14 protein-coding genes are annotated in these 12,435 nt (G+C 36.6%); 4 read left to right on the top strand and 10 right to left on the bottom strand.

The features are described 5' to 3' along the window. Positions 1 to 46: 46 nt before the first annotated feature. The 4 genes from MKY65_RS04190 (at position 47) to MKY65_RS04175 (ending at position 4,119) form a co-directional block, all read left to right on the top strand. Positions 47 to 1,594: a helix-turn-helix domain-containing protein gene (locus MKY65_RS04190; protein ID WP_339182644.1), complete on the top strand. Its 1,548-nt coding sequence runs from the start codon at positions 47 to 49 to the stop codon at positions 1,592 to 1,594. Positions 1,595 to 2,003: 409 nt separating this feature from the next. Further along, positions 2,004 to 2,345, top strand: coding sequence for a PadR family transcriptional regulator (locus tag MKY65_RS04185; RefSeq protein ID WP_339182642.1), 342 nt, complete (start codon positions 2,004 to 2,006; stop codon positions 2,343 to 2,345). Position 2,346: 1 nt separating this feature from the next. Beyond that, a complete protein-coding gene (locus tag MKY65_RS04180) occupies positions 2,347 to 3,243 on the top strand; it encodes a permease prefix domain 1-containing protein (protein WP_339182640.1) in 897 nt (298 codons plus the stop codon). Positions 3,244 to 3,453: 210 nt separating this feature from the next. Next, complete coding sequence (locus MKY65_RS04175; RefSeq protein ID WP_339182638.1) at positions 3,454 to 4,119, top strand: PepSY domain-containing protein; 666 nt, start codon at positions 3,454 to 3,456, stop codon at positions 4,117 to 4,119. A gap of 90 nt (positions 4,120 to 4,209) precedes the next feature. Here the strand turns inward: MKY65_RS04175 and MKY65_RS04170 are convergent, their stop codons facing one another. The 10 genes from MKY65_RS04170 to MKY65_RS04125 form a co-directional block, all read right to left on the bottom strand. Next, positions 4,210 to 4,821, bottom strand: coding sequence for an ABC-2 transporter permease (locus MKY65_RS04170; RefSeq protein ID WP_339182636.1), 612 nt, complete (start codon positions 4,819 to 4,821; stop codon positions 4,210 to 4,212). Positions 4,822 to 4,866: 45 nt separating this feature from the next. Continuing rightward, positions 4,867 to 5,478: an ABC-2 transporter permease gene (locus MKY65_RS04165; RefSeq protein ID WP_339182634.1), complete on the bottom strand. Its 612-nt coding sequence runs from the start codon at positions 5,476 to 5,478 to the stop codon at positions 4,867 to 4,869. Continuing rightward, positions 5,471 to 6,340, bottom strand: coding sequence for an ABC transporter ATP-binding protein (locus MKY65_RS04160; RefSeq protein WP_339182632.1), 870 nt, complete (start codon positions 6,338 to 6,340; stop codon positions 5,471 to 5,473). Before MKY65_RS04160 ends, MKY65_RS04165 begins: the two co-directional genes overlap by 8 nt. Positions 6,341 to 6,413: 73 nt before the next feature. Then, positions 6,414 to 6,707, bottom strand: a complete 294-nt coding sequence (locus MKY65_RS04155) for a YfzA family protein (RefSeq protein ID WP_339182630.1) — start codon at positions 6,705 to 6,707, stop codon at positions 6,414 to 6,416. A 194-nt stretch (positions 6,708 to 6,901) separates the two neighbouring features. Then, a complete protein-coding gene (locus tag MKY65_RS04150) occupies positions 6,902 to 7,513 on the bottom strand; it encodes an ABC-2 transporter permease (protein WP_339182629.1) in 612 nt (203 codons plus the stop codon). Then, on the bottom strand, positions 7,506 to 8,375 hold the full coding sequence (locus MKY65_RS04145; protein ID WP_339182627.1) for an ABC transporter ATP-binding protein: 870 nt from the start codon (positions 8,373 to 8,375) through the stop codon (positions 7,506 to 7,508). Before MKY65_RS04145 ends, MKY65_RS04150 begins: the two co-directional genes overlap by 8 nt. 5 nt (positions 8,376 to 8,380) lie before the next feature. Next, complete coding sequence (locus MKY65_RS04140) at positions 8,381 to 8,752, bottom strand: GntR family transcriptional regulator (RefSeq protein ID WP_042531893.1); 372 nt, start codon at positions 8,750 to 8,752, stop codon at positions 8,381 to 8,383. A 168-nt stretch (positions 8,753 to 8,920) separates the two neighbouring features. Beyond that, complete coding sequence (locus tag MKY65_RS04135) at positions 8,921 to 9,205, bottom strand: YfzA family protein (RefSeq protein WP_339182626.1); 285 nt, start codon at positions 9,203 to 9,205, stop codon at positions 8,921 to 8,923. A 482-nt stretch (positions 9,206 to 9,687) separates the two neighbouring features. Continuing rightward, positions 9,688 to 11,190, bottom strand: coding sequence for a glycerol kinase GlpK (glpK, locus tag MKY65_RS04130; RefSeq protein WP_339182624.1), 1,503 nt, complete (start codon positions 11,188 to 11,190; stop codon positions 9,688 to 9,690). A 103-nt stretch (positions 11,191 to 11,293) separates the two neighbouring features. Further along, entirely contained in the window at positions 11,294 to 12,103 is an 810-nt protein-coding gene (locus MKY65_RS04125; protein ID WP_339182622.1) for an MIP/aquaporin family protein, read from the bottom strand. Positions 12,104 to 12,435 lie beyond the last annotated feature (332 nt).

Raw genomic sequence — 12,435 nt, 5'->3', positions numbered from 1 at the left:
AACAAAAATGCTATTTGACCGATACTTCAGGAGGAGGAAATGAGATATGGACTCACTTGATTTAAAATTACTTAATCACCTTCAAGAGCATGGTGAGATTGATTTATCAAATACAAAAGCTTTCAATCGAAGCGAGGGAAGTATTTACAGGAGAATTGATTTAATCAATGCATATTTATCCAAGCATCAGCAGCTTATCCCTAAAAACCACAAGATTCAAAGTAAGATGACGTATAAAGAATATATCCAAATCGTTCAAAGCATTCCTTTTTATGAATATGTTCCATCACAAAAAGAGCGATTATCTTTTATTATTGTGCAGTCCCTTTTAAAAGAAGTTGTCAATACCTCCAGATTATATCAGCATTTGGGATTAAGTATGAGCACCAAGAAAAAAGATAACCGTCATTTGACAAATCAACTAAAACAAGCAGGACTTTCCAAAGAGATTATTCGTAAAAAAGGGATTCGTATTACCGGTCAAGAAACCCTTATTCGTATAGAAGGTACAAAAATTTTAATCAAACTCTTTGAGCTGGATGAGAATAATACATTATATCTTCGACAAGCTAATAATCCAATGGAAGTATTAATTTCGGAATACTTTATAACTGAAACACATTTTATTCACAACCAAGTTAAAAATATGATTGAAAGTATAATCCATCAACTGAATATAGAATTATCTTACCCTTCTAAAAAGTTTATTTTTTTATATGTAATGATTGCACTTTATAGAAATCATCTAGGTTACTATGAAAATAAAAAAGTTCATACAACCTTTACCTTCTCATCACCATTTAAATTTGTTGAACATTCAACAGAGAATCAGATTATTAATCATATATTATTCTCTCTGGATACGATGAACAGGGAAAATAACGTATCTATTCAAATCCAATGGCTGGAAGATAAAATGATACAATTTATTTCTGGCATTCAATCAAATATTATTACAGATATATATTCGCACCATGAATTATTCCAAGAAATATACCAGTTCATTTTCAAATGTATACTGCGTTCCGATTATCACTTTGATTTTTATGATAATAAGCTGGACCAAACTGCAGAGAAATTCCCAAATCTATATCGTTTAATTGAACAAAATTCGTTTATTTCCAATGAACTTCAATTATCTTCAGATCAGATTGCAACACTAACGCTTATTTTCCGAAAACATATTAATGAAAATAAGATCTTGGGAAGGAACACAAAAAGAATCATCGTTGTTACGAATTCTTCCATAGAAAAAGCTGATTTCTTTGGAGCTTCGTTAAATCATTTTCTGGATATTAAAATTGTTAAAGCATTGCATATTAACGAGTTACATGAGTTAGCCAAACTTGATTATGACTATATTCTTACTTTTTCCAACCGTATTGCTACACTTATTGAGGAGCAAGGCTATACATGTCTAAAAGTAAAATTCTATATGAATGATGACGATATCAATAAGCTGTTGGACATCGGTTTTTCCAGCAGTTCGCGCAGAAAAATACTAGCTGATGATATTGTATCTGTTTTGGAAAAGAAAACAGCTGAGGAAATGAAAGAATACTTGATTAAAAACTATCCTTCTCACTTTCTGTAAGTGCGTGTTCAAAAAGGACGATAAAAAGTTTCAAGAAGTTTAAGGCGACAGAGATTTTTACGAACGGACTTCTCGCGTGTTGTGGTGACTTCTGCTAAGACCGTCCATAGGACGAGGGCAGTCTTAGCAGAAGTTCCTTTTCTCACCGTGGCATTTTTGTTGGTCTTTTTGAACATCCTCTATAAGAGAAACCTTCATCGCTTATAGAAAAAGATTTGTTGATTTAATCGTAAACAGAAACCAAGACTGGGTGAAATTCCAGTCTTTTTTTCGATTACTTTCTTTATTGACATACTATGGCTGTCATAGTAATATACTTGTATAAGGAATTACTTCGACTGTCATAGTAATATATCTAATATATATTGGAATATGAAGATAATTCGTTGCAAGGCAAGGAGGGATTTTGTTGGAAGGAAGAATTTCAGCAGATTTATTACGCGGACATACAGATACGATTGTATTGGGCATTATAATGGAAAACGATGCCTACGGGTACCAAATTTATAAAACCATCATGGATCGGACAGATGGTTTATATCAATTAAAAGAAGCCACCCTTTATTCCAGTTATAAACGATTGGAAAAGGATGGATGCATTGTCGCCTATTGGGGAGATGAAAGTCAAGGCGGCCGTCGAAAGTATTATCGGATTACCGACAAAGGACGTACTCAATATAAACAAAATATTGCCGATTGGGAATTTACCCAGCGTATCTTAAATCGATTATTAAAGAAGGAGGATAATTAACATGATGATAAAAAAATATGTGGATGATTTATTTCAAGGCTATGGACCCACACCAGAGCTTGAAGATTTTAAAGAAGAAATTGTAATGAATTTAAAAGACCGCGTGCAGGATTTAGAAAAGGAAGGAAAGTCATCTGACGAAGCATTTGCAGAGGCCGTTGCAGAATTAGGTGATATTACTGCCATTGCTGATGATTTGAGCAGAGAAAAACGAAAAGAGATTATTGGAAAAATGTATATTGATACGAAACCAAAGCTGTCTGCAGGCTATGCGATTGGATATATACTTTCTGTTGGAGTGCTATTGTTTGGCATCATTACAGCCATGATTACTTATTTTTCAACAGAAAATCATTTATTCATTGCTATTTCCTCCTTTCTGCCATTTGTTGTACCTGCTGGTGCTGCCCTAACTTATTTAGGATTAACAACAGAAACAGCAGCAAAATATCCGATGAATTGGAAACGGGCACTTATTTACGCCCTTGCTGTTGGTGTCATCTTATTTGGAATCTCCATCTCCAGTTCACAATACTTTATGGAAAACAGCGACCCTGCAGCTATCCTTGGTGTATTAATTCCTTTTGTATTACCTGGCATATTGATTATCGCCTTTTTAGTTCTTACCGAGAAGAAGCGGTTCAAGCCATGGTTAATGCAAGAGCATGAACGCTATCACGAAGCTTACGCAGGATATTACAGGGATACAGAAGAAATAACGAAGCGCGGAATGCTGTCAGGAGTGTTATGGATTGGGATGCTGGGAGTCTTTCTGATTATCTGGATTCTGACCAATATCTTTTACGCCCTTCCTGTTTTCTTATTCGCCATTGTTGGAGAGCTTTTAATTGAGTACCGTATGATATCCAAGCATAAACGCAATTCAGCAGCAAAATAATATGTATGCTTCCATCTGCTTTTCACACCCATCTCTTAAAAGAAATGGGTGTTTTGCTATGCATAAAACCTTTGTTTTCGTACAAATTAATATAAAGACATACTCAAAAGAGAAATACCTATTTTTTTATTTTTGGTTTGATTCTTTTTTAAATGGGTATTATTAGTTTAAATAACGCTCTCAAAGAGAGCTTGGAAAGGATGAACAATCATGAAAAAAATCTTACTTCTTTGCCTGACACTGCTTCTTTCCATTACTTTAGCAGCTTGCGGGACAAGCGATGACAGCAATACAGATAATAACGCAGCAAACGATTCAGATACAAACGAAAATGCAAACGATAATAATGAGGATGCAAATACAGAAGATGAAAACACGGATGATGCCAACACCAATGGCAATAATAATGACGCAGCAGAAAATGATGCTGTCGATCTTACTAACGCATCCTTAAGTGTAGAAGATGCCATCAGCGCTTTTCATGAAAAATTCCCGGATACAAGTGTTTCTTCTATTCAATTAGATGAAGAAAGAGGAGAACTAGTCTATGATATTGACGGTTTCGATGATTCCACCGAATACTCTGCTGAAATCGACCAATCCGGTGAAATCATAGCTGAGGAACAAGAACAGCAGGATGCAGATGATCGCTACGAGGAATTAATGCTGGATGATTATATCACCGCTGAAGAAGCACTGTCTACAGCCTCAGAAGCTTCTGAAACAGAGGGCATTACTGCAAGAGCCTGGTCATTAGAATTTGAAAATGGCAGCCCGGTATATGAAATAAATTTTGAAGATATGGGGTCTCAGGAAGTAGATGTTTATATTGATGCGGAGTCTGGAGAACAGCTGCATGTGGAAGTAGATGATTAATGGTTTTAGAAAGCAGGCTAAGCCTTGAGCTTGAGCCTGCTTTTTTTATATTTCTCCTTACCCCTTCAATCTGTATTTTAAATACATTCGTTAAAATACTTTTCGCTCGTAAATAAATTGGCTGACTAACCAAGATATAATATACAAACTAAGAGCGATCATTGCACCACTAAGATAAAGTGTTAATGTCGATAAGCTTGCAAAAAAATGAATGATTACTGTTAGATTTTCAGTTACAAAGGGCACAATAGAGGATAAGGCAAATGAAAATACGAGAAATCCAATCATAATTGCTGTCCCTATGTAACCAGGCTTTAGTATATAAAATAACGGAAAAGTGAAAGCAGCAAAAATTAAGAACAATCCAGCACCAATCGCCATATCCCCTATTGTATAACTATAATTAAAGAAATATAGAATGACGCCAGCGACTCCAATTGATAAAATCATAAATAGCACTGCTCCAGCATATTTCGCAGCCACAATCTCTTTTCTTGTGTACGGAAGCGAGTTCCATAATATATTTATCTTTGTCTTTTCTTCATTTATATACGCATTGAGCGGCAAAAAAATACTCGCCACCAAAAAAATAAAAAATGGACTGAGCTGTCTGGCAAAGATGGCATAAAAAACAACTATAGCAACAGATACAAGCAGCTCCCGTTTTTGTATAATTAAATCCTTTTTGATCAAGTTAAGCATATTCATGTCTTCCTTCTTTCAAATAAATTGATATTACACGATATATCAGAATACTTTACGCTGATAAATAAACTGACTGACTACCCAGGATATGAGATATAAACCAATCGCTATAGCTGCGCCGCTAAGATAAAGTGTTGAAGTTGATAAGCTCGTAATAAAATCTGTAATGGTAGTAAGGTGTTCTGCTAAAAATCGAAAAACTGGCGGCAAAATAATGGTTGAAGCAATAAATCCAATAAAAGCCGCTATAAAAATATACTCTGCCTTTAAGAAATAAAATAATGGAAAAGCAAAGGCCGCAATGAGACAGAATAACCCAGCAGCAATTGCCATGTCCCTCATGGTATAGTCAAACTGAAATACATATAGGATAACTCCTGCCAGAATAACGGATAGAATCATATATACAATTGCCCCAATATATCTGGCAGTAACAATTTCTTTTCTTGTGTATGGCAAAGAGTTAAGAAAAATATTTGTTTTCGATTGCTGATCAAATATATATGCATTCAAAGGAATAAAAACAGCCGCCATCAGAAAAATAAATGATGGGTGTATATCCTTGATGAAAATAGCAAAGATCATAATAAGGGGAACAAGAAAGCCTATTTGCGTTTTCTGTATAAAAACATCTTTTTTTATCAGGTTAAACATTTTGCTTCTCCGCTCCTTTTGCATAGAACATAATATCTTCTAAAGTAGCAGGTTCCATAGCAACACGATCTCCAAGTACCGCTTTCACTCCAGCTACATCATTTGTTAAAGCTGTGAATCCATAGGAGGAACGCTCTATCTTGATAAACATTTTTTCTACATCCCGATTGATGACATCCATGCTTCCTTTAACTAAAGCATAACGATCCTGCACATCTTCCATGGAATCGGTAAAAAGAATTTTCCCCTTTTGAATAAACGTAATATAATCGGCAATCCGCTCTAAATCACTAGTGATATGCGTAGAAAAGAATAATGTTCTTCTTCCATCCTCCATGATCTCCTGCAGAATATCCAAGAGCTCTCTCCGGAAAACGGGATCTAACCCTGCTGTCGGCTCATCCATCATAATGAATTCGGCATCATGCGATAATGCCATTGCCAACGAAGCTTTCATCTGCATCCCTTTGGAGAAGGTTTTCATTCCTTTATTTAAAGGCAATTCAAACTTCTTGATATAATCGTAAAACTGCTTATCATTCCAATTTTTATAAGCTGGTGCAACAATCCGCCGAATATCCTTTAAATTTAAACTTTCATAAAACACATTGCTATCGTAGACAAAGCCCATTCGCTCCTTAATCTCTTTCTCATTACTGGCATAATCCAGTCCAAATACATTGATGTCTCCTGCATTTGCCTTTAACAAATTCATCATCAGTTTCATCGTTGTTGACTTCCCAGCTCCATTTGCCCCGATAAAACCAGTTACATACCCTTGTTTGATTTGTAAATTAATATCTTCTATTGAGAAATCTTTAAAATGCTTGCTTACCCCTTTAAATTCTACTACATTTTCCATATTTTTCACTCCCTAATTAAAATTCTATTCATTTCGCTCCTATTCATGAAATTCTGCTTTCAAGATCATTTCTTTACTTATTTTTCTTAAAAATAAAGCTCAGAATCTCTGCTAATACACATATTATTACTGCAACTAATTGTAAAAACGTAACAAAATTAAAAAATGGATAACTATAAAAATGAAAATGCTCTGTAAATAACTTTGCGTTTAAAATGTTATTAATAAAATTTGTATCACGAACATTGGGCTCCCAGCCAGTTCCATCCAAAAGCATAAAAATAATTTGAACCAGGATAAGAATTCCTGCAGTTACTACTATTTCTTTTAGTTTCTTATTACTTAAAAATCTTGTTTTTTCCGTCATCCGTATTCCCCTTTATATAACGCTTATACTTCTAATCTAATATTGTGTATATACTATATTAACACTATATACATTATTAAACCATCTTTTTATTATCTTTTCAACTGTTAAAATGATTTTTCCACAAAAAAAGAGACCTCAGCTTTATGCTCAAGATCTCTAATCCGTATCTATTTAAGATTTACTATAATTTTTTAAAAAGCTTTCCGCTGATAAATCATTTGGCTAATCAGCCAGGAAGCTGCATATAACACGATAATGATACCCGCAACACTTATATAAAGTGAAGGAGTGGACGCACTGGAGAGAAATTGAACTATGGAAGTCAGATGCTTTTCTAAAAATGTCATTGTTACCTGGCTTAAAATAAACACCAAAACAAATCCTATCACAATTGCCGTCCCAATATGTCCCGGCTTCAATAGATAGAACAACGGAAACGCAATTGCAAACAAAGTAAGTGTAATCCCTGCTCCAATTCCAATATCCGCCCATGTAAAAGCACGATTAAACAATGAAAAAAGGATAATTGTTATACCAATAGATACTGCCATATAAAAAACAGCGCCAATATACCGAGAAGCAATAATTTGCGTGCGAGTATAAGGCAAAGAATTCAACAAAATATTGGTTTCTGCCTTTTCATCATACGAGTAGGCGTTTATCGGAATGAAAAACCCCGCAAATACAAAAATGAAAAAGGCAGGTAAATGGGTTCCTGCAAAAATAAAGAAAAGAATACATGGAATGAATAAGTACAGCTGAAATTTCTGTATTATCAAATCTCTTCTGATTAAATTAGTCATATGGATAATCTGCCCCTTTCATATAAAACATGATTTCCTCTAAGGATGCTTCTTCAATGACAACAAGCTCGCCGAACACTTCTTTTACTTTTGCAGCATCCTTGGTCAACGCCTGAAATCCGTTTGGCAAACGTTCTATTTTTATAAAAAATGCTTCCGTATCTGCATCAAGCAATTCCGTGCTTCCCTTCACGATTGCATACTGTTCCTGCAGTTCATAGACTGGTTTATCAAAAAGAATTTCTCCTTCATCAATTAGAACAATATAATCAGCAATCCGGTCCAGATCGCTGGTGATATGTGTCGAGAAGAGAATCGTTCTTTTCCCGTCTATCATTACTTCCTGAAAAATATCTAATAGCTCCCTACGAGATGTCGGATCCAGTCCTGCTGTTGGCTCGTCCATAACAATCAACTCCGCATCATGCGAAAGAGCCATTGCAATGGAAGCTTTCATCTGCATTCCCTTTGAGAATTTCTTCATTGGCTTATTTAAAGGCAGTTCAAACTGCTCCACGTATGCTTTAAATTGCTTTTGATCCCAGTGCGTATATGCCGGTGCCACAATCTTGCTAATATCCTTCAAGTTCAAGGATTCATAAAAGATATTGCTGTCGTAAACAAAGCCGATGCGATCTTTTATTTCTTTTTCATGACTGGCATAATCCAGTCCAAATACGCTCACTTCCCCATTATCCGGCTGCAGCAGATTCATAATGAGCTTCATTGTCGTTGATTTGCCGGCGCCATTTGCCCCAATAAATCCAGTTACATATCCTTGCTTTATTTGTAAATCCATATGATCTATCGTAAATGCTTTCAACGACTTAGAAACATCATGGAGTTCCACCACATTTTCCATCCCCATCACTCCTCATACAGCAGCTTTAATAATTCCTGCAGTTCTTCATAAGGCAATCCAATTTCCTTGCTGTTCGAAATAACCGCACTCAGCTGCTCCTCAATCACTCTTAATTTCTTCTCCCGGATAACATCTAAGTTTTGCTCCGCTACAAACGAACCTTTTCCGACAATGGAGTAGATAAACCCTGATTTCTCCAACTCCTCATAGGCCCGTTTGGTTGTAATAACACTTATTTTTAAATCCTTTGCCAGCTGCCTGATAGAAGGCAATGCATCTCCTTCCGCCAGCTCGCCTGAAAGAATTGCTGTTTGAATTTGCTTTAATATCTGCTCATAAATCGGCTCTTTAGAGCTGTTGGATATAATAATTTGCATGTCTATACCTCATTTTTCTGATTGTATATCTACATTATACACAATACAAAAAGTAATGAATAATCTCGTAATGCTAAGCTCCAAAAAACACCGCTTTATTTAGAAAAATTCGAGAGAAATTTTGTATGATGCAGAATAATTTTAAAAGTATGATGGGTCAGTCTCTTTTCAACACACTTGAAAAAGAAGGAAAATCGTCTGCAGCACGATGATAACTATACTTAGAAGAGTAATGAAATTAAAAATATCAGATGTATGAAAGTTGAAAATATCGGTAAACCATGCTGACTCCATGATACTATCCCGAATTTGCATCAAGAGTGAATTATCATCACGTAAATTCGGACTCCAGCCTGCTCTGTCAAAAATAACAAGCAAGATTTGTATTCCTATCAAAACACCTACAGTACTTAACCACTCGCCCCAGGCTCCATATTTTGAAGATTTCCCCATAAGCCTACTCCTCTATTAATGTATATACACTATATAAACAATATATACATATTAAACCACCTTTCTATATTTTTTTCAACCATAGAAAAAAGACCAGGAATTATCCTAGCCTTTGCATTTCATTTTTCCAAGCTGTAAAAAAAGTTGAGATACCATTGCATACAAAACACTCCTTGAAATCTCATCCCCACCTGCGAATCATATTAATGATGCTCCAGTTTATGTACTTTTTAAGAATTTACGTAGAACAAGTAGTCATTCCATTATTTATTACCTTTTATGCAGTGGGAGAACACTATTTGATTTGAGTAATTGTACAGAGGTTTCGTGGTCTTCAGTGACTTATTCTATTACATCTTACCAAAAACGTATTATATCTGTATAATCTTGTAAGGCTCCAGCTCAGCAGTTTCTCTATAGACCGCTGAGCCGCTTTAGCACTTACATGTCATTTAAATTTTCTATTTGTCCATAGCTGCAACTTATTCTTCCAGCTTAAACACCCTTGTCGCCTCGACAGCTTTTTGCCATCCTTTATATAACTTTTCACTTTCATCATTATCCATTTTATCCTCGAATGTTTTCTCTACTTTCCATTGCTTCGCGATTTCCTCCTGGCTTTCCCAGAAGCCGACAGCTAATCCAGCCAGATAAGCAGAGCCAAGCGCTGTTGTCTCCTGGATTTCAGGACGTTCTACAGTGACGTCCAAAATATCGCTTTGGAACTGCATTAAGAAATCATTTTTCACGGCTCCTCCGTCTACACGCAGGGTTTTTAATTCAATATCTGAATCTGTCGCCATCGCTTCCATCACATCTCTGGTCTGATAAGCCAGTGATTCTAATGTCGCGCGGATAAAGTGCTCTTTTTTGGTTCCTCTTGTTAAGCCGAATACGGATCCGCGTGCTTCACTATCCCAATATGGCGTTCCTAAACCAACAAAAGCAGGTACGACATAAACACCATCTGTTGTCTTGACCCGTGTTGCAAAATCTTCACTTTCCGGGCTGGATTCAATCATTCTTAAACCGTCCCGCAGCCATTGAATAGCAGAGCCAGCTACAAAAATACTTCCTTCTAACGCATAGGTAACTTTTCCATCAACGCCCCAGGCAATGGTTGTTAATAATCCATTCTCTGATTCAACCGGTTTTTCTCCTGTATTCATTAACAGGAAGCCGCCTGTACCGTATGTGTTTTTGGCCATTCCTTCTTCAAAACAAGCCTGTCCAAATAAAGCAGCCTGCTGGTCACCTGCAATGCCGGCAATCGGAACTTCCTCGCCAAAGAAATGATAAGAGATCGTTTTTGTATATTCTTCAGAAGACGGACGTACTTCTGGAAGCATCGATTTCGGTACACCTAAAATGTCTAACAGCTCTTCGTCCCATTCTAAATCATGAATATTAAACATCAGTGTTCTGGCAGCATTGGAATAATCGGTCACATGGGTTTGTCCGCCTGAAAACTTATAAATCAGCCACGAATCAACCGTACCAAATAACAAGTCTCCTGCTTCCGCTTTTTCTCTTGCACCTTCTACATTATCCAGGATCCATTTTACCTTCGTTCCTGAAAAATACGGATCAATCAGGAGACCTGTCTTATCCCGGAATGTATCCTCATAGCCTTGTTCTCTTAATTCCTTACAAATAGGCTCTGTCTGACGGGATTGCCAGACAATAGCTCTATAAATTGGCCGTTTCGTATTTTTGTCCCATACAATTGCTGTTTCACGCTGGTTGGTAATTCCAATTCCTTCTATTTGATTTGCTTCAATACCTGTTTTATTTAATACTTCCGCAATACAGCCTAATACAGATGTCCAAATCTCATTGGCATCATGCTCTACCCAGCCTGGTTTTTCAAAGTACTGTTCAAATTCTTTTTGCGCAGTATCGATAATTGCCCCTTTATTATCAAATAAAATCGCACGTGAACTCGTTGTTCCTTGATCAATTGAAAGAATATATTTCTCTGCCATCCCTGTTTCCTCCGTTTATTCATTTAAAATTCACCTGTTCTAAAAGTTCAGGTGTATAGATTCCATTTATTGCTTACCCTAAATTGCTATCTTCTATTCTTATTTACGAGATAGCATGCTTATCTCGACGCTGTTCATTTACAAAAGCTGTTGCCAGAATGATGGCTACTACAGCAGACATGATCCAAAAACCTGCCCCCATCTCCCCGTCAAAAAATGCATGGTAGAAAATGGAACCGTATACACCGCCGATAATCGGACCAATAACAGGAATCGGCGAATATCGCCAATCTGATCCGCCTTTACCTATAATCGGTAAAATAGCATGTGCAATTCTTGGACCCAGATCTCTGGCCGGGTTGATTGCATAGCCGGTCGGTCCTCCAAGAGACATCCCGATTGCAACAATTAATAATCCAACCACCGCCGGGTTTAATCCTTCTGTGAATTCGTTTGCACCGATAAATAGTAAGCCCATAACCAAGACAAACGTTCCGATGATCTCACTCACTAAATTGGCCGGATAGCTTCTCACAGCAGGACCTGTCGCAAATACTCCCAGCTTTGCCCCTTTATCTTCCGTTTCTCTCCAATGCGGAAGGTACTGAAAGTAAACAATCATTGCGCCAATTATAGCTCCGATTATCTGACCGGATAGATACGCTGGCACCTTTGCCCACGGAAATTCGCCAATTGCAGCAAATCCTAATGTTACCGCAGGATTTAAATGAGCATCAGATATATTCCCTGCCGCATAGACTCCCATCGTCACACCTAAACCCCAGCCTATTGTAACCAGTACCCAGCCGGCGCCTGCAGCTTTCGATTTTTTTAATTCTGTGCCAGCGACAACTCCTGCCCCTAAAATGATTAGAATCATCGTCCCGAGCAACTCAGCTGCAAATTCAGACATGTTTATATCCCCCTTGTTAAATAGAATATTCTATTGATTTTCAACAAGTACGAAGTAAAAATGACAAATAAAAAAGTCCACACAGATATAACCGTCTCCTCTCTCGTGAAAAAACGATTTACTGTGTGAACTTTATCTCCGACACAACCCTTAACTTGTCATCAATACCTTATAACAAAATTAAAACGCTGTCAATAATTTCAATTTTAATATTTGGCAGGTATCAGCATCACGTTAATCAAACATTATCGTTATTTTTCCCGAGTAAATCCCTTTTCAATGGTCTTTCTCATTTTTCTATCACAAATTTGTATAAAATAACTTATTTCATA

This window comes from Oceanobacillus sp. FSL W7-1293, assembly GCF_037969815.1.
In the GTDB taxonomy this organism is placed as follows: Bacteria; Bacillota; Bacilli; order Bacillales; family Amphibacillaceae; genus Oceanobacillus; species Oceanobacillus oncorhynchi.
This window is presented reverse-complemented; position numbering and strand designations above follow the sequence as displayed.